We start from the raw sequence: 20,965 nt of genomic DNA, 5'->3' as shown, positions 1-20,965 counted from the left end.
GCCGGGGTGGGGGCGCGTGCCGCGCCGTGGGCTCGGCTCCGCCCCGCGCCGCGCGCCCGGCACGTGCCGGCGGGGCTGGACTGGGCCGGGGGCGGTGGGCGCGTGCCGTGCCTTGGGTCGGGGCTCCGCCCCGGGGTACGGAACTCCGCGCCCCGGGCGCCGACGGGGCCGGCCCACGTAGGGTCGGTTGCACGACGGGGCCGGGCCACGCCGGGCCGGGCCACGCCGGGCCGGGCCACGCCGGGCCACGGCGGACCGGACCACGGCTGCCCGGACGACGCTGCGGGCCGGACCACGGCAGCCCGGACCACGTCAGTGCCGGACCGCGAGGCAGGGTTACCAGCGGAACGTGCGCATGCGCATCTGTTGGCGCATGCGGGCCGCGCGGGCGCGGCGGGGCTGGACGCGGTCGCGTAGTTCGCGCGCCTCGTTCAGGTCGCGGAGGAACTGCGCGCGCCGCGCCCGGCGCTGCGCCGTACTCTCCGGCTCCCCCGGATCCCCCGGCTCTTTCTCTGGCACCATCGCCCACCGCCCCGGCTGCTCTTCTGCGGTTGTCCTACCCACCTTCCCCCGGACCCCCGCGTTGATGCCACCCCGGTCGTCCCAGCTCAGACGGGTTCGTCGTGGGTCGCCGGGACGACCGCCACCGGGCCGTGCGCGTGCTGGAGCACCGCGTTCGCGACGGACCCCATCATCAGGGCGCCCAGGCTCCGCTTCGGGTGGTGGCGTCCGACCACGACCAGCGCCGCCGAGCGCGACGCCTCCACCAGCCGCCCCGCCGCCCCGCCCGGCACCGCGGCCTGCTCCACCCGCACCCCGGGGTGCCGCTCGCGGAACGGCGCGAGGCGTTCCAGCTGGGCCCGCAGGGTCTCCCGCTCGGCCGGGGCGAGGTCGTCGCCCCACGCCGGGTCCTCGGGGGTGATCACCAGGAACGGCGTGTCCAGCGCCATGACCGCCGGGGACGGCGGTACCGGGTACGCCGAGACCACCTGGACGGCCGTCCCCCGCGCGGCGGCCTCCGCGAACGCGAAGGCCACCACGTCGTCGTGCGTCTCGGCGGTGTGCAGCCCCAGGACGACCCCACCGGCGGCCACGGACCGCCCCGCCCGCGGCACCACCACCACCGGGCACGGCGCGGTGGTGGCCACGGCCCGGCTGTTCGACCCGAGCAGCAGCGCGGCGAAGCCCCCGCGGCCCCGGGAGCCCATGACCAGCGCCCGCGGCCGCGTCTCGGCCCCGATCACCCGCAGCGCCTCCGGAACGGACCCCTCCAGCGCCTCGTACCGCACCTCGGCGGGCTGCTCCGGCGCCGCCGCCAGGATCTCCCGTACGCGGTCCCCCACCGGGTCGGCGTACTCCTCGGGCTCGGAGGCGTCGTGCAGGGCCGAGCGCCGGCCCGCGTACAACTGGGCGCTGTCGGAGAGCACATGGGCGACGAGCAGCCCGGCGCCGTGCCGCAGAGCCGCGAGCCGCGCCCACTCCAGGGCCTCCAGGCTCTGCTCGGATCCGTCGACCGCCGCGATCACCAGTCCGTTGCTCATCAGTCCAGGGTGCTGGGCCCCCGTGCGGCCCGCAATAGCGGGCCGGGGCGCCCGGGGTGCCCCTTCGGACACGGGAGGGGCCGCTCAGCGCGTAGCCTTTTGGGTGTAGGTCGCACATCGCGGCCGTTTTCGCAGGTCGCAGGTCGAAACCCGGCAGCTGGCGGCAGTTGAGGTCTTGGAGGAAGTTGTGCGTTTGCAGGTCGTCGATCACCCCTTGGTGGCGCACAAACTGACCACCCTGCGCGACAAGCGCACCGACTCCCCCACCTTCCGTCGCCTCGCCGACGAACTGGTGACCCTGCTGGCCTACGAGGCCACCCGCGACGTGCGCACGGAGCAGGCCGACATCGAGACGCCGGTCGCCGCGACCACCGGCGTGAAGCTGTCGTACCCGCGCCCGCTGGTCGTCCCGATCCTGCGCGCCGGTCTCGGCATGCTGGACGGCATGGTGCGGCTGCTGCCGACCGCCGAGGTCGGCTTCCTGGGCATGGTCCGCAACGAGGAGACCCTGGAGGCCTCCACGTACGCGACGCGCATGCCCGAGGACCTCTCCGGCCGGCAGGTCTACGTCGTCGACCCGATGCTGGCCACCGGCGGCACGCTGGTCGCCGCGATCCAGGAGCTCATCAAGCGCGGCGCCGACGACGTCACCGCCGTGGTGCTGCTGGCCGCGCCGGAGGGCGTCGAGGTCATGGAGCGCGAGCTGGCGGGCACGCCGGTGACGGTGGTGACGGCAGCCGTGGACGAGCGGCTCAACGAGCACGGCTACATCGTGCCGGGCCTGGGCGACGCGGGCGACCGCATGTACGGCTCGGCCGAATAACGCCACCCGGGCGCGGGCCGGGCGGTCAGGCGCCGGTCGGCACTCCGGCGCCGGTCCGTGCACCGGTGCCGGTCAGCACTTCTTCGCGGCGGGCGCGGGCTCGGGGTTGGCCAGTACGGCCAGCGCTTTGTCGGCGTCCGCCTTCGTGCTGAGCTCCTTGAACCCGTCGCCGAGGATCAGGTCGATGTCCGGGCCCTCGCGGGTGTCGGTGTGCTGCGTCATGCCGGCCAGCTGGGTGCCGAGTACGGAGTAGGCCCCCTTGTCGGTCTTCGGCGAGCCGAGCATTATCCCGGTGCCCGGGACCTTCTTGTCGAAGTCGGCGGGGGCGTTGCCGACCTGCCCGATCACGAAGCCGCGTTTCTTCAGCTCGTCCCCGACGGCCTTGGCGAGGCCGGCGCGCGGGGTCGCGTTGTAGACATTGACCGTGATCTGGCCGGGCTGGGGCAGCACCACCGCGGGTTTGGAGGGCGCCGCCGCCGGACCGGCGCCGGTCGGGCAGTCCTTGGCAGCGGCCGTCTTGTGCTGGGTGTCGCCGCGGAAGACGTCGATGAGCTGCAGTGCCCCGTAGCCGAGCAGGGCCAGCACGAGGGCGGAGCCGAACAGGGCGAGGATGATCCGGCGGCGTCGCCGCGGACGGCTCATGCGGGGGAAGGCAGCTCCGGTGACGCGGTACTTTCCGCCCATGCCGGGGGGAGTGAGCATGCTCATGGGCGCAGCGTAGTGCCGTACCGGAACGATGCCTACTAAATGATCTATTGATCGGCAAAGGCCGACCCGAAAGGCGCAATCGGCCGGTCAGGACGGCTCACGTTCCCCAGCGGGGGCTCCGTCAGGAGCCCCGGTCAGTCCATTTCGAGGACGCGGGCGTGCAGCACCTGGCGCTGCTGGAGGGCCGCGCGGACGGCGCGGTGCAGTCCGTCCTCCAGGTACAGGTCGCCCTGCCACTTCACGACGTGCGCGAAGAGGTCCCCGTAGAAGGTGGAGTCCTCGGCGAGCAGTGTTTCGAGGTCCAGCTGCCCCTTGGTCGTCACGAGCTGGTCGAGCCGGACCGGGCGCGGGGCTACGTCCGCCCACTGCCGGGTGGTTTCCCTGCCGTGGTCGGGGTACGGCCGCCCGCTTCCGATGCGCTTGAAGATCACACGGAAAGCCTACCGGGCCGGTGCGTGCGGGCGCAGCATCGCGACGGCGGTGCAAAAGTGGCAGACGGGGCCAATCCGGGAGTGACGTCATGAGCGAGAGCACCGACCCCGCGTCCCCGGCCGACCAGATCGCCGCCGGGTACGCCTTCACAGGAGCAGCGCTCGATCTGGGGGCCCTGCTCTGGGACGGCACCTGCCTGCCGGACCGGCAGATCCGCATCCCGCTGGCCATGCTCAACCGGCACGGGCTGGTCGCGGGCGCCACCGGCACCGGCAAGACCAAGACGCTCCAGCTCATCGCCGAACAGCTCTCGGCGGCGGGCGTACCCGTGTTCCTCGCCGACATCAAAGGCGACGTCTCGGGGATTTCGGCGCCCGGTGCGCCGGACGACCGTATCCGCGAGCGGGCCGGGGAAGTGGCCCAGGAATGGTCGGCCGCCGCATATCCGGCCGAGTTCTACTCCCTGGGCGGTATCGGCCCGGGTATTCCGCTCCGGGCCACGGTGACGGCTTTCGGCCCCGTCCTCCTGTCGAAGGTGCTCCGGCTCAACCAGACGCAGGAGCAATCGCTCGGTCTCATCTTCCATTACGCCGATTCCAAGGGCCTGGAGCTGATCGACCTCAAAGACCTGCGCGCGGTCGTCGCCTTCCTCGTGTCCGACCAGGGGAAGGCCGAACTCAAGGGCATCGGCGGCCTTTCCCCGGTGACCGCCGGGGTGATCCTGCGGTCGCTCACCGCCTTCGAACAGCAGGGCGCCGCGGAGTTCTTCGGAGAGCCGGAATTCGACACGTCTGAATTCCTCCGGACGGCCCCCGACGGGCGCGGCGTGGTCTCCGTACTGGAACTCCCGGCGGTCCAGGACAAACCGCAGCTCTTCTCCACTTTCCTCATGTGGCTGCTGGCGGACCTCTATGCGGACCTGCCCGAAGTGGGGGACGTGGAGCGGCCCAGACTCGTCTTCTTCTTCGACGAGGCACACCTGCTGTTCCACGACGCGTCGAAGGCGTTCCTCGAATCCATCACCCAGACGGTCCGGCTCATCCGCTCCAAAGGCGTCGGCGTCTTCTTCGTGACGCAGACCCCGAAGGACGTGCCGGCGGACGTACTGGCGCAGCTCGGCAACCGGGTGCAGCACGCGCTGCGCGCCTTCACCCCCGACGACGCGAAGGCGCTCAAGGCGACGGTGAAGACCTTCCCCCGCTCGGCCTACGACCTGGAGGAGCTGCTCACCCAGCTCGGGACGGGCGAGGCGGTGATCACCGTGCTGAGTGAGAAGGGCGCGCCCACGCCCGTCGCGGCGACCCGGCTGCGCGCCCCGCAGTCGCTGATGGGGCCGGTCGACGCGGCCGTCCTCGACCGCGCGGTGACCTCCTCGCCCCTGTACTCCCGGTACGCGCAGGCGGTCGACCGCGAGTCGGCCTACGAGAAGATCAGCGCCGAGCAGGCGGCGGCCGAGGCCGCGGCCGAGCGGGCCGCCGCGGCGGAGGAGGCCGGGAAGGAGGGCAGGCAGGCCGGTGGGGAGGGCAGCGGGGCCGCGAAGGCGGGCCGCGGCGCACCCCGGCCGGAACCTTCCCTGGCGCAGCAGGTGGTGGGCAGCGGGCTCTTCCGCTCGCTGGCCCGGTCCGTCGGCACCCAGCTGGGCCGGGAGATCTCACGCTCGCTCTTCGGGACGGCCCGCCGCCGACGCTGACCCTCCGCAGGCCGTCCGTCCACGCCTTCACCCGGACGGCACAGCCGGAGGGTCCAGACGGAATCCACTGAACCGGTTGCCATATCCATGGCCTTCGCTGACAGACTCGGACCATGCGGACAGACCTCACCGACACCACGTCCGGCAAGATCGACCGGGCCATCCTCGAAGCGCGCCGAGCGGTCGGCAGCCCCGCCATGGGGCTGGTGCTCACGCTCGTCGTGGTCACCGACGAGGAGAACGCCTACGACGCGGTACGCGCGGCCTCCGAAGCCTCGCGCGAGCACCCCTCCCGCATCATCGCGGTGATCAAACGGACCGCCCGCGGCCCCCGCAAGCTCAACCGGACGCGCCTGGACGCCGAACTGCGCGTCGGATCCGACGCCGGATCGGGGGAGATCGTGCTGCTCCGGCTGCACGGCGAGCTGACCGAGCACGCGAGTTCGGTCGTACTGCCCCTGCTGGCGCCCGATGCGCCGGTGGTGGCGTGGTGGCCGGCCGACGCCCCCGCCGCGCCGGCCCTCGATCCGCTGGGCGCGCTGGCGCAGCGCCGCATCACCGATGCCCAGGCGGCCGCCGACCCCGTCGGCGTACTGAGCGAGCGGGCGGCCTCGTACGCCCCCGGCGACACCGACCTCGCCTGGACCCGGCTCACGCCGTGGCGCTCGCTGCTGGCCGGCTCGCTGGAGCAGGCGCCGCTGCCGGTGACGGGCGCCGCGGTGGAGAGCGAGCCAGGCCACGCGAGCGCCGAGCTGCTGGCGCGCTGGCTGGAGGTCCGGCTCGGGGTGCCGGTGGAACGGGTGGAGACGGAGGGGCCGGTGGTGACCCGGGTCCGGCTGGAGACGACCGGGGGCGAGATCCGGGTGGACCGGCCCGACGGGGTGCTGGCCACCCTGTCCCTGCCGGGGTGGCCCGACCGGAAGGTCGCCCTCAAGATCCGCAGCCTCGCCGAGCTGATCGCGGAGGAACTGCGGCGGCTCGACGCCGACGTCGTCTACGCCTCGGCGCTGCGCGGGCGCCCGGCCCAGGCCTCGCTCTCCGCGTAGTGGTTGTCGTAGACGGGCTGGCTGTCGATGATGTCCTGCACCGTGGCCTCGCCCGCGCGCACCCGGCCCAGCAGGCGGTAGTAGTCGAAGCGGCCCATGCCGGGGGTGAAGCCGACGAACACCTCGGCGGTGTGGCCGGCCGCCGGGGCGAAGGCGTGCTTCACGCCGGGCGGGACGCTGAGGAAGTCGCCCTTGCCCAGGGTGTGGATCTCGTCGCCGACGAGTACGTCGAGCTGCCCCTCGGTGACGTGGAAGAACTCGGTCGCCCCGGTGTGGAAGTGGACGGGGGCGCCGGCCGCGCCGACCTCGAAGACGGCCGTGTTGCAGGTGAGTTCGGGGGTGTCGGTGAGCAGCACGATGGTGCTGCCCGGGCCGTCGGAGACGGACTCGGCGGTGGTCGCGCGGGTGATGTTCGAGGTCATGGCGCGAGCGTAAGGGCGCCGCGTACGGCGCCCGGGCCCGGGCGTACGGGTCCGTCAACTCGCCGGGCCCGCGCCCTGGCGCGGCTGTCCGGCGGCTACCCGGCCGTCACCCCGTTCCGCCTTCGCCGGCCTGTGCCTTGGCGGCCTTCGCGGCGGCCTTGTGCTCCTGCTTGTACGCCCTCACCTTGGCCAGTGACTCCGGCCCGGTGATGTCCGCCGCCGAGCGGTGGACGCCCGCCTCGCCGTAGCCCCCGGCCGCCTCCCGCCAGCCCTTCGGGCGCACCCCGAACCGCTTGCCCAGCAGGGCCAGGAAGATCTGCGCCTTCTGTTCCCCGAAGCCGGGCAGGTCCCTCAGCCGCCGCAGGAGCTCGGCGCCGGACCCGGCGTCCCGCCAGATCCCCTCCGCGTCCCCGTCGTAGTGCTCCACCAGGTACGCGCACAACTGCTGCACCCGCTTCGCCATGGAGCCCGGGTAGCGGTGCACGGCCGGCTTCTCGGAGAGCAGCGCCGCGAAGGCCTCCGGGTCGTAGGCGGCGATCACGTGGGCGTCGAGGTCGTCCGCGTCCATCCGGCGGGCGATCGTGTACGGCCCGGAGAAGGCCCACTCCATGGGTACCTGCTGGTCGAGCAGCATCCCGACGAGCGCGGCGAGCGGGCTCCGGCCGAGCAGTGCGTCGGCCTCCGGCTGCTGGGCCAGCCGGATGGTGATGTCCTTGTCCATGGTTCCAGCCTCCACCGTCGCCCTGCTCCGCGCGCGGGCGGCGCACCGGCCGCCTAGCGTGTGAACCGGGACGGGTCACGACGACGTAGACGACGTACACGACACGACGTACACGACACGACACGGGAGCCGATCGATCATGACTGAGTACCCGGAAGGCGCCCCTTGCTGGGTGGACGCGATGTTCGCCGACGTGGAGGCGGCCAAGGCCTTCTACGGTGACGTGCTGGGCTGGACGTTCGGCGACGCGGCGGGCGAGTACGGCAATTACACGCAGGCCTACTCCGACGGCAAGGCCGTCGCCGCCGTCGTGCCGCCGATGCCGGGCGCCGACGCCCCCTCCCAGTGGTGCCTGTACTTCGCCTCGCCGGACGCGGCCGCCACGGCGGAGAAGATCAGGTCGGCGGGCGGCGAGGTGGCGATGGGGCCGATGCAGGTCGGCGCCTTCGGCACGATGGTGATCGCCAAGGAGCCGAGCGGCGCGGTCTTCGGCGTCTGGCAGCCGGGCGAGCACAAAGGCTTCGAGAAGGCCGGCGAGGCGGGTTCCTTCGCCTGGGCGGAGGTCTTCACCCGGGACGTGGCGAAGGTGGACGCCTTCCTGCCGAAGGTGTTCCCGTACCAGGCCCGGCAGATGGACCTGGGGGACGACCCCGAGGCGGCGGGGATGGACTACAAGGTGTTCAGCCTGGGCGGTGCGGACAACCCGGTGCTGGGCCGGATGAACATGGGCGACGAGTTCCCGCCGGAGATCCCGCCGTACATCCAGGTGTTCTTCGGGGTTCCGAACTGCGACGAGGCGGTGGAGAAGGCGCAGGCGCGCGGCGGCCGGCTCCACTTCGGGCCCATCGACAGCCCCTTCGGCCGGTTCGCCGCGCTGACGGACCAGCAGGGCGCGGCGTTCGCGGCGATCGACATGTCGACACGGGTCGGTGAGATGCCGAAGTTCGCTTAGCGCTCGGGGAGTTCCGCGCCGGTGGACCCGCGGGGCGGGTCCACCGCAGGCGCCGTGCCGGCGCCGGCCGTACGGGACCGGCCCCGTCCTCCCGGTCGCGGCCGTTACCGGGTGGCGGCGGCCCGCTCCAGCGCGGTGGCGGTCCGCTCCAGGGCGGTGGCGGTCCGCTCCAGGGCGCGGGGCGCGAAGCCGTCGTTCTTCTTGCAGCCGAGGTTCTCGAAGGTGCTGACCTTCGTGTCCGGGTCGGTGGAGACGAGGTGGTACTTGCAGGCGCCCTTGATGTAGCGGCCCTCGACCCCGCCGGGGAAGTCGACCTCCTTGTTCCACAGGTACGGCGACTCGTAGTGGTTGAGGTGCGCGGTGGCGTTCACGTCGATGCCGCCGGGGGCTTCGATCTCGTAGACCCAGCCGGTCTTCGCCGCGCCGTAGGTGGCGAACTTCTGGGCCACCCACTTCTCGCAACTGGTGCTGAGGTGGGCGCTGCTCTGCCCGCCGCCCTTGACGATGTACTCGGCCAGCGGGATCAGCTCCTCCCCGCGCGGGGTGAAGCCCGTCTTGAAGAGCTCGTCGACGGTCTCCCGGGTGTCCCCGCGCCAGAGGGTGTTCGTGTCGTCGCGCCACTGCCAGTTCTCGTCCAGGGCGGTGGCGGCGACGGCCTGGGCGATCATCGGGTTCGTGGTCGTGCGCCACCAGTCCGCGGCCCGGTACTCCGTGACGGGGCCGCAGGGGGAGGTCAGGTCGGCGGCGGGGGCGGCGGGGGCGGCGGCGGCTGGTGAGACGGCGACGGCGGAGACGACGGAAACGGCGGCGAGTACGCGCAGAGCGGCCTGCAGCATGGTGGGAGCCCATCGGTAGGTCGGTCGAACGGAACGCGCCCTTTATAGGCGCGCCCCCGCCGCTCCGGGCCGACCCCGACCCGCGATCCACCCGCACGGGGGGAACAGTCGTACCGGGGAAAGGATTTGGCTCCGCCGCCCATCGCCCCGGAGGGTCCGGCCGGTGTCCGCTGCGATGCACTCGAAGTCGTGGTCCCGGTGCAGGAGAGTGAGGCCCTGCAACTCGGCGGTTGCGGCGACGACGAGATCGACCGCACCAGCACTGCGGTGCCTGCCTTGTTTCGTAACGGCCCCCTGGACCTGCCCGGCCCGGTCATAGACGCGGTCGTCGACAGGGACCCAACCGAAGATCAGTCGGACGTCCTCGATGCCCCCGCGCCCGGTCGGCGGTCGATCGGCAGGATGCGGTGGCCGTCGCCGATGCCGAGGGCGTCCTTGTCGAAAAGCTTGTGGTGCAGCGAGCACAGGCACCGTCCGTTGCCGACGTCGTCAGGGCCGCCAACGGCCCACCAGCGCAGGTGGGCGGCCTCCAGCCCGACCGGCACGGCGCGGATCCTGCCGTCATAACCGCGGAAGGCGCACCGGTACGCGTAGGCCGTCAGTACCAGCTCCCGCATCCGCCGGTCACGCTGTCTGCGCCCGGCCGAGAGCTGTTCGCTCTCCGCGGGCCCCAGCTCCAAGGCTCCCGCCGCGGGGCCGACCGCAGCTCCGGCGCCAGCCGCCCTGCGGCCCCTGCTGCTCGCAGCGCCCGCACCCCGCTCCCGGGGCTGCCGGGTCCGGAGAACTGGGACCCCGGGCAACGCAGAAGGCCCCGGCCGGTTTCCCGGTCGGGGCCTTCAAGTGCCCGGTGAGGCACTGGCGGAGGATACGAGATTCGAACTCGTGAGGGGTTGCCCCCAACACGCTTTCCAAGCGTGCGCCCTAGGCCACTAGGCGAATCCTCCGCCGCAAACAATACAAGACGTTGAGGGGTGCTCGCGAACGTGATCGTCGGGCGGGGGCGGCGGAGGGGGCCGGGTCGATTCCGGGGGCTTCCATCCGCTAGGGTGGGGCCCAGCCCCTCACGTGGCGCTATCTCACCCAACTCCCCCAGGGCCGGAAGGCAGCAAGGGTAAGTGGGCTCTGGCGGGTGCGTGGGGGGCGCTTTGCGTTCCGGGGCGGGGGCCGGGGAGTGCGGTGGGCCGCCGTTGTCGGTGGGCCCGGATAACCTCGTAGACGTGTCGTCCCTTGCGCTGTACCGCCGCTACCGCCCCGAGTCGTTCTCCGAGGTCATCGGGCAGGAGCATGTCACTGCCCCGCTGATGCAGGCCCTGCGGAACAACCGGGTCAATCACGCGTACCTGTTCAGCGGGCCGCGAGGCTGCGGCAAGACCACCAGCGCGCGGATCCTCGCCCGCTGCCTGAACTGTGAGCAAGGTCCCACTCCCGACCCCTGCGGGGAGTGCCAGTCCTGCCGCGACCTCGCGCGCAACGGCCCGGGCTCCATCGACGTCATCGAGATCGACGCCGCCTCGCACGGTGGTGTGGACGACGCCCGTGACCTGCGGGAAAAGGCGTTCTTCGGGCCGGCCTCCAGCCGCTACAAGATCTACATCATCGATGAGGCCCACATGGTCACCTCGGCGGGCTTCAACGCCCTGTTGAAGGTCGTCGAGGAGCCCCCGGAGCATCTGAAGTTCATCTTCGCCACCACCGAGCCGGAGAAGGTCATCGGGACGATCCGGTCCCGTACGCACCACTACCCCTTCCGGCTCGTGCCCCCCGGCACCCTGCGCGAGTACCTGGGCGAGGTCTGCGCGCGGGAGGGGGCCACCGTCGAGGACGGTGTGCTGCCGCTCGTGGTGCGGGCGGGCGCCGGGTCGGTGCGTGACTCGATGTCCGTGATGGACCAGCTGCTCGCGGGCGCCGCCGACCAGGGCGTGACGTACGCCATGGCGACCTCCCTGCTCGGCTACACGGACGGCTCGCTGCTGGACTCCGTCATCGACGCCTTCGCCGCCGGGGACGGGGCCGCCGCGTTCGAGGTCGTGGACCGCGTCGTGGAGGGCGGCAACGACCCGCGCCGGTTCGTCGCCGACCTGCTGGAGCGGCTGCGCGACCTGGTGATCCTGGCGGCCGTGCCCGATGCCGGGGAGAAGGGGCTCATCGACGCCCCGGCCGATGTCGTGGAGCGGATGCAGGCCCAGGCCTCCGTGTTCGGGGCGGCCGAGCTGTCGCGGGCCGCCGACCTGGTCAACACCGGGCTCACGGAGATGCGCGGGGCCACCTCGCCCCGCCTCCAGCTGGAGCTGATCTGCGCCCGGGTGCTGCTGCCCGCCGCCTTCGATGACGAGCGGTCCTTCCAGGCGCGGCTGGACCGGCTGGAGAGGAGCGGGTTCACCGCCGCCGCGGGTGCACCGGTGCCCGCCGCGATGCCGGGCGGCCCGGGCGCGCCCACCGTGCCCGGCCCCCTGCCCGCCATGGGGTACGTGCCCGGGCCGGAGGCGCACCCGATGGCCCCGGCCGGTCCCGCAGGAGGTGTCGCCGCGGAGCGTGCCGCCGTACGGGCCGCCGAACCCGAGCCGCAGCCCGAGCCGCAGCGCCCGTCGCAGCCCGAGCCCCGGCAGGAGCCGCAGCCGGCGGTCCAGGCCCCCGTGCAAGCTCCCGCCGCCCCCGCGCCCGCGCCCGGCGCCTGGCCCGGGGCCGCGCGGCCCGGCGGCGGCGCTCCCGCCGCCGGTGCCTGGCCCACCGCGGCGTCCGCGGCCGCGCCCGCCCCTGCCCCGGCACCCGTACAGCACCAGCCCGCCGCACCGGCGCCGCCCGCCCCACCCTCCCCCGGGATGGCCGCCGGCGTCGGCCAGGTGCAGGCGATGTGGCCCGGCGTGCTGGAGGCCGTCAAGAACCGCCGCCGTTTCACCTGGATCCTGCTCAGCCAGAACGCCCAGGTCACCGGCTTCGACGGGACGACCCTCCAGCTCGGCTTCCCCAACGTCGGCGCCCGCGACAACTTCGCGAGCAGCGGCAGCGAAGACGTCCTCAAGGCGGTCCTGGCGGAGCAGTTCCAGGTCCACTGGAAGATCGACGCGGTGGTGGGCGGCGGAGGGGGTCAGCCGGCCGGATCGGGCCCTGGCTCGTACACGCCGCCCGCGGCCCCCGCACCGCCCCCGCCGCAGCAGCCTCCGGCCCAGCCCCAGCAGCAGCCGGCGTACCAGCCGCCCCAGCAGCACCAGCAGGCGCCGCCCGTGCAGCAGCCCCCGGTGCAGCAGGCGCCCCCGCCGGTCGCCCCCGAGGACGACGTCCCCGAGGAGGACGACCCCGACCTCGTCGAGAGCGCCCTGACGGGACACGACCTGATCGTCCGCGAGCTCGGAGCCACCGTTATAGAGGAATACACGAACGAGTAGAGGCCCGTAATTGGGTGGCCGCACGAAGCGGGTCCGGCCACCCGGGCTAGGCTGCATGGCGTGAAGGTCCTCGTCATCGGCGGCGGCGCCCGCGAACACGCCCTGTGCCGCTCTCTGTCCCTCGACCCCGACGTCAACGCGCTGTACTGCGCTCCCGGCAACGCCGGCATCTCCGAGGTGGCCGAGCTGCGCCCGGTCGACGCCCTCGACGGTGAGGCCGTGGCCCGCCTGGCCACCGAGCTCGGCGCCGATCTCGTCGTCATCGGCCCGGAGGCCCCGCTGGTCGCCGGCGTCGCCGACGCCGTCCGCGCCGCGGGCATCCCCGTCTTCGGCCCGTCCGCCGAGGCGGCGCAGCTGGAGGGCTCCAAGGCCTTCGCCAAGGACGTGATGGCCGCGGCCGGGGTCCCGACCGCGCGCAGCTACGTCTGCACCACCCCCGAAGAGGTGGACGCCGCCCTCGACGCCTTCGGCGCGCCGTACGTCGTCAAGGACGACGGCCTGGCGGCGGGCAAGGGCGTCGTGGTCACCGAGGACCGGGCCGCGGCCCGCGAACACGCGCTCGCCTGCGACCGCGTCGTCATCGAGGAGTTCCTCGACGGCCCCGAGGTCTCCCTCTTCGCCATCACCGACGGCGTGACCGTACTGCCGCTCCAGCCCGCGCAGGACTTCAAGCGGGCGCTCGACGGCGACGAGGGCCCCAACACCGGGGGCATGGGCGCGTACTCCCCGCTGCCCTGGGCCGACCCGAAGCTGGTCGACGAGGTCATGGCGAGCGTCCTCCAGCCGACCGTGGACGAGCTGCGCCACCGCGGCACGCCCTTCTCCGGCCTCCTGTACGCCGGACTCGCGATCACCTCGCGCGGGGTGCGGGTCATCGAGTTCAACGCCCGGTTCGGCGACCCGGAGACCCAGGTGGTCCTGGCCCGGTTGCGCACGCCGCTGGCGAGCGTGCTGCTGAACGCCGCCCAGGGCACCCTGCACGCGGAGCCCCCGCTGAGCTGGCGCGAGGACGCGGCCGTCACGGTCGTCATCGCCTCGCACAACTACCCGGACACCCCGCACACCGGGGACCCCATCGAGGGCCTGGCCGAGGTGGCCGCCCTGGACGCACCGGAGGCCTACGTCCTGCACGCCGGGACCCGCCGCGAGGGCGACGCGGTCGTCAGCGCGGGCGGTCGGGTGCTGTCGGTGACGGCGACCGGTTCCGATCTGGCGCAGGCGCGCGAGCGGGCGTATAAGGCCGTCGCGCGGATCGGGCTCGACGGCTCGCAGCACCGCACGGACATCGCGGCCAAGGCGGCCGAAGGCCGCTGAGCAGCGGTTCCACGTCCTTGGCGGGCCCGGGTGCGCAGAGCGCGCCCGGGCCCGCGCGTGCGAGTGCATCCGGCCGTGTTCGAACGCGGCCAGCTTTACCCAAAGCCATTCCATCGGGTGATCGTGTCGCGGTCCGCCTGACGCCCGGCCCCGGCCCAACTAGGGTGCGGCGCAAGCATTCCGGCACATGGCCCACCGGCATTGCGATGTCAGTGGCGGGTGTCACAGTGGGGGAGTGAGCAAAGCCGCCGCAGGGCAGAGGGGGTGAGGTCCGGCCGTGTCCGGAATCGGTTCGATCGCTGAAGTGGGCGTGCCGTCCGCGCGTTCCCGGGCCCTCGCCGTGCTGCGTGTGCGCAGCCGGGCGCTGGCCGTCGTGCTGCTGCCCGCCGCCGTCGCCGTGGTGCTCGTGGCCGCCCGGATGACCGGCCGGCTGGCCGGGGACCCCTGGCCCGCCGTGACCCTCGTCGTCTGTGTGGTCGCCGCGCTGGTGCTGCTCGTCGGCGGGACCTTCGCCGCGGTGGTGGCACGCGCGGGCCCGGCCCTGACCCCGACGGTGCCGCTGTCGGAGGCCGCCGCCCCCGACCTCTACCGGCTCGTGCGGGACCTCGCCGACCGGATGAACGTCCCCGCGCCCTCCGCGATAGCCCTGACCCCGGACTGCGACAGCTGGCTGGAGGACCGTACGCACCCGGCCCACCGCCGGTCCGGCACCGCGGCGGGCCGGCCCGAGTCGGAGCCCGGGGCGGCTCCGGTGCTGGTGATCGGATCGCCGTTCCTGTGGTGGATGCGGGTCGCGGAGCTGCGCGCCGTACTCGCGCCCGTCATCGCCGGTACGGGCCCCTCCGCGCATCCGGACATAGCCGACGCGCGCGGCTTCGTCCGGGGGCTGGACGCGGCGGTGGACGTGGGTTCCAGACGCGGGCTCGGCTGGATCGCCGGGCCGGCCGGACTGCTGCTGCGCCTGTGCCGGGTGGACGCGGCGGAGATGGAGCGCGGGGTGGCGGCCGCGGCCTCCGACCGCGCCCAGGACGTGGACTACGGGCTGCGCATCGCGGCCCAGGAGCAGGTCGGACTCGCCTACGCGGGCTGGGACCGGCTGCTCACGCGGGTCGCGCTGCCGGCCTGGCGGATGGGGCGGTGGCCGGCGCGGCTGGATGCCGGGGTGGTCTCCGCGCTGACCGAGCTGTCCCGGCGGGACCGGCTGGCCGAGGGGTTCACCTCGCGGCTGGGCGAGCGTCCCGCCTGCGACCTGCTGGAGCAGCCGGGCGCCGTGGACGAGGCCGCTTCGCTGCTGGCCGCGCGGCTCTTCCACGGCGGTCCGGCCGAAGCCGGGCCGCAGTGGTCGCCGGTGGACTGGGCGGAGTATCCGGAGCAGGTCGTGGACCGCAAGTGGCGCCTGGAGGCGGCCCGGCTGCACGCGGCCCTCGATGCGCTGGCCGTCCCGGCGGGGCCTCCGGTGGAACGGGTCCTCGGCTTCCTCACCGACCCCGGTGGGCAGGGCGCCGCCGGGGAGTCCCTGGCCGGGCGCCTGGCCGCGGAGGAACGGTCCGCCGCGGGCGGCCCGGAGCCCGCCCCGGGCAAGGCGCGTACCGCGGACGCGGTGCCGCTCTTCCCGCTCCAGGCACCGAGGAGCGGGCGGGACCTGCTCGCCGACCACGTGACGGCCCTGGTGTGCTGCGCGGCGGTGGACTCCGCCGGAGCGGAACCCGGCCTGGACTGGCTCGACGGCCCGGTGCTGCGGGTGGCGGGCGAGCGCCGTTCGGACCTCGCGCCCAGCGTGCTCTGCCTGGTGGAGGACGGCGACCCCGAGCCCCTGCGGGCCTGGCTCGCGGCCATCGGCGTACGCCCGGAGAAGCCGGTCCGACTGGTCTGAGCGCGGACGACGGTCTCGGACCCCGGGGCGCCCCCCCCGGGCGAGGGTCGCGCACCCTGGACTTCATGGGCGACGGTCGCAGACCCCTGAGGCCCCCGGGCGAGGGTCGCGCACCCTGGACGCCCCTCCGGGCGACGGTCGCGGACCCCGGACGCCCCTCCGGGCGACGGTCACCCCTGAGGCCCCCCGGCGGAACCCCGCGGCCTGCCGCGCGAACGCCCCGCCGCGCCGGGTTTGGGGGCTCCGCCCGCGCCCCGCGCCCCCGCGCCCCGCGCCCCCGCGCCCCGCGCCCCCGCGCCCCGCGCCCCCGCGCCCCGCGCCCCCGCGCCCCGCGCCTCGAACGTCCCCGCGCCTCCGGCGCCCGCGAGGGCTGATGTGGCCCCCGGGCAGGCCGCTTCGCTCCCAAGTTGGTCTCGGAGAGGTCTTTTCGCGACGAACGGTGACGGAGTGCGTGCGTTATGTGATGTGCTGGGAAACCGTGTATGTGCGTTCGGGGGACCGAGGGAGGGGAGCAGCGGTATGGCCACGGACCAGATCCGGCGGTGGGAGTCAGGTGCGCTCGCGCACGCGGTGACCGACCCCTTCGGCCAGGGCCCGCTGCCCTGGTTCCGGGGCAGCGAGCTGTACTTCGACGACACCGGCCATGTCGTGCCCTGGTACGTCGACCCGGCCGTCGCCCCCGGCCAGATCCCCCGCGCCCGCACCAACGGCGGCCCCCGGACCGCCGATGACGTGCACCGGCAGATCAAGGGCTTCGCCTCCACCGGAGCGGTCGCACCCGGAGAGGCCATCGACTTCCACATCACCGTCGATCCGCCCCAGCAGTTCTCCGTCGACATCTACCGCATCGGCCACTACGGCGGCGACGGCGCCAGCAAGATCCATTCGAGCCCCCGTCTCTCCGGCATCGTCCAGCCGGCCCCGCTCACCGCCGACCGCACGGTCTCCTGCCACCACTGGTGGCTGTCGTGGCGGCTCCAGGTGCCCTCGTACTGGCGCCTCGGCGCGTACGTGGCCGTCCTCACCACCGTCGACGGCTATCGCTCCCACATCCCCTTCACGGTCCGCGACGACCACCGCGCCGATCTCCTCCTGCTGCTCCCGGACATCACCTGGCAGGCCTACAACCTCTACCCGGAGGACGGCCACACCGGCGCGAGCCTCTACCACGCCTGGGACGAGGAGGGCCGGCTGCTGGGCGAGCAGGACGCGGCGACCACGGTGTCCTTCGACCGCCCGTACGCGGGTGCGGGCCTGCCCCTGCACGTGGGCCACGCCTACGACTTCATCCGCTGGGCCGAGCGCTACGGCTACGACCTCGCCTACGCGGACACCCGCGACCTCCACGCCGGCCGCGTCGACCCGACCCGCTACCGCGGCCTGGTCTTCCCCGGTCACGACGAATACTGGTCGGTCCCCATGCGCCGCACCGTCGAGCGCGCCCGCGAGCACGGCACGTCCCTGGTGTTCCTCTCCGCCAACACCATGTACTGGCAGGTGGAGCTCGGCCCCTCGCCCTCCGGGGTCCCCGACCGGCTCCTCACCTGCCGAAAACGCCGTGGCCCGGGCCGCCCCAGCCTCTGGCGGGAGGTCGACCGCCCGGAGCAGCAGCTGCTGGGCATCCAGTACGCGGGCCGGGTCCCGGAGCCCGCGCCCCTGATCGTGCGCAACGCCGGCCACTGGCTGTGGGACTCCACCGGCGCCGCCGAGAACGACGAGCTCGACGGTCTGGTCGCCGGCGAGGCCGACCGGTACTTCCCGCGCACCCAACTGCCCGTGCACCAGGACCGGATCCTCCTCGCGCACTCCCCGTACCTCGACAGCGAGGGCGCCAAGCGCCATCAGGAGACCTCGCTCTACCGGGCGCCCAGCGGCGCGCTCGTCTTCGCCTCCGGCACCTTCGCCTGGTCCCCCGCCCTCGACCGCCCGGGCCACGTCGACGAGCGCGTACAGCGGGCCACCGCCAACCTCCTGGACCGGATCTGCAAGCGGGACTGACCGGCCCCCGAGTCGGGCCGCCGCCCCGAGTACGGGACAATGGGGGCGCGCTCGTACAGAACTACAGGGAGACCCCGTGTCCGGATTCGTTGAAAAGCCCGAGCCGGTTCAGGTGCCCGGCCTCGTCCACCTCCACACCGGCAAGGTGCGCGATCTCTACCGCAACGAGGACGGCAACCTCGTCATGGTCGCCAGCGACCGGATGTCCGCCTTCGACTGGGTGCTGCCCACCGGGATCCCGGACAAGGGGCGCGTCCTCACCCAGCTCTCCCTGTGGTGGTTCGACCAGCTCGCCGACCTCGTCCCGAACCACGTGATCAGCACCGAGCTGCCCGCCGGCGCCCCCGCCGACTGGGCCGGGCGCACGATGGTCTGCCGCAGTCTCGACATGGTCCCCGTCGAGTGCGTGGCGCGCGGCTACCTCACCGGCTCCGGGCTCGTCGAGTACCGCAAGACCCGCACCGTCTGCGGACTCGCGCTCCCCGAGGGGCTGGTGGACGGCTCCGAGCTGCCCGCCCCGATCTTCACCCCGGCGGCCAAGGCCGAGGTCGGCGAGCACGACGAGAACGTGTCCTACGAGGAGGTCGCGCGGACCGTCGGCGCCGATACGGCGGCGGCGCTGCGCCAGCTCACCCTGGCCGTCTACAGCCGCGCCCGGGACATCGCCCGCGACCGCGGGATCATCCTCGCCGACACCAAGTTCGAGTTCGGTCACGCGGCGGACGGCACACTCGTCGCCGCCGACGAGGTCCTGACCCCGGACTCCTCGCGCTTCTGGCCGGCCGAACAGTGGCAGCCGGGCCGCACCCAGTTCTCGTACGACAAGCAGTACGTGCGGAACTGGCTGAACTCCCCCGAGTCCGGCTGGGACCCGAAGGGCGAGCTCCCGCCGCCGGCGCTGCCGCGCGAGGTGGTCGAGCAGACCCGCGCGAAGTACATCGAGGCCTACGAGCGGCTGACGGGCCTCAGCTGGGCGGCCCAGCACGGCGCCCCGACGCCGTCCGGGACCACCGGGTCCTGAACACGAAGAAGCCCCCCGGTCCGAGGACCGGGGGGCTTCTCACGCTGAGCGGACAACGCGACTCGAACGCGCGACATCCACCTTGGCAAGGTGGTGCTCTACCAACTGAGCTATGTCCGCATACGCCGTAACGCGAGACCTACTATACCCAACCCCGCTCGCGTGCGAGACGCACTGCCGTGTGCCGGTTCTCGGCCCCCAGCTTCGTCGCCGCCGAGGACAGGTAGTTCCGTACCGTCCCCGGCGACAGGTGCGCCCGCTCCGCGATCTCCGCGATCGGCGCCCCGTCCGCGGCGAGTTCCAGGACCTCCGCCTCGCGCGCGGTCAGCGGGGAATCCCCGGCGCTGATCGCGTCGGCCGCCAACTCCGGGTCCACGTAACGCCCTCCGGCGTGCACGGTCCGGATCAGTTCGGCCAGCCGCTGCGCCGAGACGGTCTTGGGCGTGAAGGCCCGTACGCCCGCCGCCAGGGCCCGCTTGAGGTGGCCGGGACGCCCGTGGCTCGTCACGATCATGACCTTGCACTCCGGGAATTCGGAGCGCAGTGATGTGGCCACACTCACACCGTCGGCCCCCGGCATCCGCAGGTCCAGGACCGCCACGTCCGGCCGGTGGGACCGGGCCATGGCGAGCGCCTCCGGCCCCGTGGCCGCCTCCGCGACGACCAGCAGGTCGTCCTCCAGGGCCAGCAGCGCGGCCAGCGCCCCGCGGATCAGGTGCTCGTCGTCGGCCAGCAGTACGCGTACGGGGTTCACGCGCCCACCTCCGCCTGCCGCGTCCGCGGGCCGGGGACCTCCGCCACCAGCCGGAACCGGCCGCCCTCCACGGGCCCGGCCCGCAGGGAGCCGTCCACGACGGCGAGCCGCTCGCGCAGCCCGGCGAGGCCCGACCCGGCCGGCCCGGCGGGAGCCACGGCCGGGGCGCCGTCGTTCTCCACCAGCAGCGTCAAAGGGCCGTCCGGCCCCTCGCCGGCCGTCAGCCGGATCAGGCAGCTCCGGGCGTCACCGTGCCGCAGGACGTTGGTGGTCGCCTCCCGGACCACCCAACCCAGCGCGGACTGCACCTCGGGCGTCAGCGCCCGCCGGGCCTCGAACTCGACCCGGCAGTCCATGCCGGCGGCGCTCAGCACCCCGCGGGCGCCCTCCAGTTCCACCGCCAGGTCCGCTTCCCGGTAGCCGCGCACGACGTCCCGCACCTCCCGCTGGGACTCGCGCGCGATCCGCTGCACCTCGATCATCTGCTCCACCGCCTCGGGACGTTCGCGCCGCGCCAGCTGCACGGCGAGCTCGCTCTTGAGCGCGATCACCGCCAGGTTGCGGCCCATCACGTCGTGCAGGTCCCGCCCGAACCGCAGCCGCTCCTCCGCCACCGCGAGGCGCGCCTGGTACTCCCGCGAGCGGTCCAGTTCGTGCACGGTCTGCAGCAGCCACGCGGAGAACCGGCAGGTGACGCAGAGGAAGATTCCGGTGGCCAGCACGCCCACGACGTACCCGAGGGCATCGCCCGCCGGGAGACCCAGGGCGAGCACCGCCGCGCCCGTGAAAGCCGCCGCGGCCAGGGGACCGTAGGTCATGTGCCGGACCCGCTTGACGCACAGCGCGAGCGATCCGCAGGCGAAGCCCGCCATGCCGAGCACCGGGGGCGGGGCCACGGCTGCGTCCGCCTGCCCGGTCCTCACCAGGGCGAGGGTGGTCAGGCAGGCCGCGCCCGTGAAGGCGGCCGTTGCGACCGCGAGCCGCACCGGCCGGTCGCGGCGTTCCGTGAGCCAGTCAAGGGCCCGGGAGGAGAGGGACCCGACGAGGACGGACTGGACGCACACCAGGAGGAACAGCGCGAGGGCGACGGTCCAGGAGGACCGTTCGGGGCCCTGCCCGGTGGCGGACGCGAGGGCGCCCAGGCCGAACGAGGCGATTTCGAGGACCACGAAGGAGTGGAACGACCAGCGGGTGTACAGCTCGACCTTGCCCGCGGTGCCGCGGCTGCGCCACCACCCGGTCATCTTCGGCACGTCTGGGCCCCCGACTTGCTGGACGAACGACAAAGGCCCTGATCGATGATCAGGGCCTTTGTCCTCTGAGCGGACGACGCGACTCGAACGCGCGACATCCACCTTGGCAAGGTGGTGCTCTACCAACTGAGCTACGTCCGCATGCTCGCTCCGACACACGTGCCGTTGCGGTGCGTGCATCACTCTACCTGATCCACG

General features: G+C 73.5%; 18 protein-coding genes, 3 tRNA genes, 1 other RNA gene and 2 pseudogenes. 10 read left to right on the top strand and 14 right to left on the bottom strand.

Annotated features, from left to right (window positions below; translation table 11 throughout):
- Positions 1-336: 336 nt before the first annotated feature.
- Both ACIA6C_RS19415 and ACIA6C_RS19410 read right to left on the bottom strand, forming a co-directional pair.
- Positions 337-522, bottom strand: coding sequence for a hypothetical protein (locus tag ACIA6C_RS19415; RefSeq protein WP_229873824.1), 186 nt, complete (start codon positions 520-522; stop codon positions 337-339).
- 86 nt (positions 523-608) lie between these two features.
- Complete coding sequence (locus ACIA6C_RS19410; protein WP_399277404.1) at positions 609-1,541, bottom strand: universal stress protein; 933 nt, start codon at positions 1,539-1,541, stop codon at positions 609-611.
- 187 nt (positions 1,542-1,728) lie between these two features.
- Between ACIA6C_RS19410 and upp the strand changes: the two genes are divergently transcribed.
- Positions 1,729-2,364, top strand: coding sequence for a uracil phosphoribosyltransferase (upp, locus tag ACIA6C_RS19405; protein WP_361131081.1), 636 nt, complete (start codon positions 1,729-1,731; stop codon positions 2,362-2,364).
- A gap of 72 nt (positions 2,365-2,436) precedes the next feature.
- Here the strand turns inward: upp and ACIA6C_RS19400 are convergent, their stop codons facing one another.
- On the bottom strand, positions 2,437-3,072 hold the full coding sequence (locus ACIA6C_RS19400; RefSeq protein WP_399277402.1) for a LytR C-terminal domain-containing protein: 636 nt from the start codon (positions 3,070-3,072) through the stop codon (positions 2,437-2,439).
- A 134-nt stretch (positions 3,073-3,206) separates the two neighbouring features.
- Complete coding sequence (locus ACIA6C_RS19395; protein WP_008740979.1) at positions 3,207-3,503, bottom strand: type II toxin-antitoxin system VapB family antitoxin; 297 nt, start codon at positions 3,501-3,503, stop codon at positions 3,207-3,209.
- Positions 3,504-3,592: 89 nt separating this feature from the next.
- Here ACIA6C_RS19395 and ACIA6C_RS19390 point away from each other — a divergent pair, with 89 nt between their 5' ends.
- The gene (locus ACIA6C_RS19390) at positions 3,593-5,194 is read left to right on the top strand and encodes a helicase HerA-like domain-containing protein (RefSeq protein WP_399277399.1); all 1,602 of its coding nucleotides are present in this window, start codon (positions 3,593-3,595) and stop codon (positions 5,192-5,194) included.
- Between the two features lie 113 nt (positions 5,195-5,307).
- Entirely contained in the window at positions 5,308-6,240 is a 933-nt protein-coding gene (opcA, locus tag ACIA6C_RS19385) for a glucose-6-phosphate dehydrogenase assembly protein OpcA (RefSeq protein WP_399277397.1), read from the top strand.
- On the opposite strand, the gene ACIA6C_RS19380 is transcribed toward opcA, so the two are convergent.
- Positions 6,189-6,662 (bottom strand): cupin domain-containing protein, encoded by a 474-nt coding sequence (locus ACIA6C_RS19380; protein ID WP_399277395.1) that lies wholly within the window; start codon positions 6,660-6,662, stop codon positions 6,189-6,191. The two genes, opcA and ACIA6C_RS19380, sit on opposite strands and share 52 nt — an antisense overlap.
- 106 nt (positions 6,663-6,768) lie before the next feature.
- Positions 6,769-7,383, bottom strand: a complete 615-nt coding sequence (locus tag ACIA6C_RS19375) for an HhH-GPD-type base excision DNA repair protein (protein ID WP_366083064.1) — start codon at positions 7,381-7,383, stop codon at positions 6,769-6,771.
- Positions 7,384-7,522: 139 nt separating this feature from the next.
- Between ACIA6C_RS19375 and ACIA6C_RS19370 the strand changes: the two genes are divergently transcribed.
- Positions 7,523-8,335, top strand: coding sequence for a VOC family protein (locus tag ACIA6C_RS19370; protein WP_399277393.1), 813 nt, complete (start codon positions 7,523-7,525; stop codon positions 8,333-8,335).
- A gap of 104 nt (positions 8,336-8,439) precedes the next feature.
- Here ACIA6C_RS19370 and ACIA6C_RS19365 read toward each other — a convergent pair whose 3' ends face one another.
- The 4 genes and pseudogenes from ACIA6C_RS19365 to ACIA6C_RS19350 all read right to left on the bottom strand — a co-directional run bounded on the left by ACIA6C_RS19365 (position 8,440) and on the right by ACIA6C_RS19350 (position 10,115).
- Positions 8,440-9,171 (bottom strand): hypothetical protein, encoded by a 732-nt coding sequence (locus ACIA6C_RS19365; protein WP_399277391.1) that lies wholly within the window; start codon positions 9,169-9,171, stop codon positions 8,440-8,442.
- Between the two features lie 138 nt (positions 9,172-9,309).
- Positions 9,310-9,664, bottom strand: a pseudogene (locus ACIA6C_RS19360) (PIN domain-containing protein); the annotation flags it as partial.
- Positions 9,549-9,949, bottom strand: a pseudogene (locus tag ACIA6C_RS19355) (HNH endonuclease); the annotation flags it as partial. The pseudogenes ACIA6C_RS19360 and ACIA6C_RS19355, both read right to left, overlap by 116 nt.
- 78 nt (positions 9,950-10,027) lie before the next feature.
- Positions 10,028-10,115, bottom strand: a tRNA-Ser gene (locus ACIA6C_RS19350).
- Positions 10,116-10,223: 108 nt separating this feature from the next.
- Here ACIA6C_RS19350 and ffs point away from each other — a divergent pair.
- The 6 genes from ffs (at position 10,224) to ACIA6C_RS19320 (ending at position 18,760) form a co-directional block, all read left to right on the top strand.
- Positions 10,224-10,322, top strand: an RNA gene (ffs, locus tag ACIA6C_RS19345) — signal recognition particle sRNA small type.
- Between the two features lie 66 nt (positions 10,323-10,388).
- Positions 10,389-12,554, top strand: coding sequence for a DNA polymerase III subunit gamma and tau (locus ACIA6C_RS19340; protein WP_399277389.1), 2,166 nt, complete (start codon positions 10,389-10,391; stop codon positions 12,552-12,554).
- A gap of 60 nt (positions 12,555-12,614) precedes the next feature.
- Entirely contained in the window at positions 12,615-13,868 is a 1,254-nt protein-coding gene (gene purD / locus ACIA6C_RS19335; protein WP_399277387.1) for a phosphoribosylamine--glycine ligase, read from the top strand.
- Positions 13,869-14,145: 277 nt separating this feature from the next.
- Positions 14,146-15,741, top strand: a complete 1,596-nt coding sequence (locus tag ACIA6C_RS19330) for a hypothetical protein (protein ID WP_399277385.1) — start codon at positions 14,146-14,148, stop codon at positions 15,739-15,741.
- A 519-nt stretch (positions 15,742-16,260) separates the two neighbouring features.
- Positions 16,261-17,739, top strand: a complete 1,479-nt coding sequence (locus ACIA6C_RS19325) for a N,N-dimethylformamidase beta subunit family domain-containing protein (RefSeq protein WP_399277383.1) — start codon at positions 16,261-16,263, stop codon at positions 17,737-17,739.
- Between the two features lie 76 nt (positions 17,740-17,815).
- Positions 17,816-18,760, top strand: coding sequence for a phosphoribosylaminoimidazolesuccinocarboxamide synthase (locus tag ACIA6C_RS19320; RefSeq protein WP_366082952.1), 945 nt, complete (start codon positions 17,816-17,818; stop codon positions 18,758-18,760).
- 47 nt (positions 18,761-18,807) lie between these two features.
- On the opposite strand, the gene ACIA6C_RS19315 is transcribed toward ACIA6C_RS19320, so the two are convergent.
- The 4 genes from ACIA6C_RS19315 to ACIA6C_RS19300 form a co-directional block, all read right to left on the bottom strand.
- Positions 18,808-18,880: transfer RNA gene (locus ACIA6C_RS19315), tRNA-Gly, on the bottom strand.
- A gap of 22 nt (positions 18,881-18,902) precedes the next feature.
- Positions 18,903-19,514: a DNA-binding response regulator gene (locus tag ACIA6C_RS19310; RefSeq protein WP_399277380.1), complete on the bottom strand. Its 612-nt coding sequence runs from the start codon at positions 19,512-19,514 to the stop codon at positions 18,903-18,905.
- Positions 19,511-20,758, bottom strand: a complete 1,248-nt coding sequence (locus ACIA6C_RS19305; protein WP_399278003.1) for a sensor histidine kinase — start codon at positions 20,756-20,758, stop codon at positions 19,511-19,513. The genes ACIA6C_RS19310 and ACIA6C_RS19305 overlap by 4 nt, the downstream gene beginning before the upstream one ends.
- A gap of 77 nt (positions 20,759-20,835) precedes the next feature.
- A tRNA-Gly gene (locus ACIA6C_RS19300) sits at positions 20,836-20,908 on the bottom strand.
- Positions 20,909-20,965: the final 57 nt, after the last annotated feature.

The sequence above is a fragment of the Streptomyces sp. NPDC051578 genome (assembly GCF_044454045.1).
Classification (GTDB): Bacteria; Actinomycetota; Actinomycetes; order Streptomycetales; family Streptomycetaceae; genus Streptomyces.
This window is presented reverse-complemented; position numbering and strand designations above follow the sequence as displayed.

Coding starts and splice junctions, on each gene's coding strand:
- ACIA6C_RS19380 (WP_399277395.1), bottom strand. CDS start 6,662: ATGACCTCGAACATCACCCGCGCGACCACCGCCGAGTCCGTCTCCGAC.
- ACIA6C_RS19390 (WP_399277399.1), top strand. CDS start 3,593: ATGAGCGAGAGCACCGACCCCGCGTCCCCGGCCGACCAGATCGCCGCC.
- ACIA6C_RS19305 (WP_399278003.1), bottom strand. CDS start 20,758: ATGACCGGGTGGTGGCGCAGCCGCGGCACCGCGGGCAAGGTCGAGCTG.
- opcA (WP_399277397.1), top strand. CDS start 5,308: ATGCGGACAGACCTCACCGACACCACGTCCGGCAAGATCGACCGGGCC.
- ACIA6C_RS19410 (WP_399277404.1), bottom strand. CDS start 1,541: ATGAGCAACGGACTGGTGATCGCGGCGGTCGACGGATCCGAGCAGAGC.
- ACIA6C_RS19365 (WP_399277391.1), bottom strand. CDS start 9,171: ATGCTGCAGGCCGCTCTGCGCGTACTCGCCGCCGTTTCCGTCGTCTCC.
- ACIA6C_RS19370 (WP_399277393.1), top strand. CDS start 7,523: ATGACTGAGTACCCGGAAGGCGCCCCTTGCTGGGTGGACGCGATGTTC.
- ACIA6C_RS19400 (WP_399277402.1), bottom strand. CDS start 3,072: ATGAGCATGCTCACTCCCCCCGGCATGGGCGGAAAGTACCGCGTCACC.
- ACIA6C_RS19325 (WP_399277383.1), top strand. CDS start 16,261: ATGGCCACGGACCAGATCCGGCGGTGGGAGTCAGGTGCGCTCGCGCAC.
- ACIA6C_RS19375 (WP_366083064.1), bottom strand. CDS start 7,383: ATGGACAAGGACATCACCATCCGGCTGGCCCAGCAGCCGGAGGCCGAC.
- ACIA6C_RS19415 (WP_229873824.1), bottom strand. CDS start 522: ATGGTGCCAGAGAAAGAGCCGGGGGATCCGGGGGAGCCGGAGAGTACG.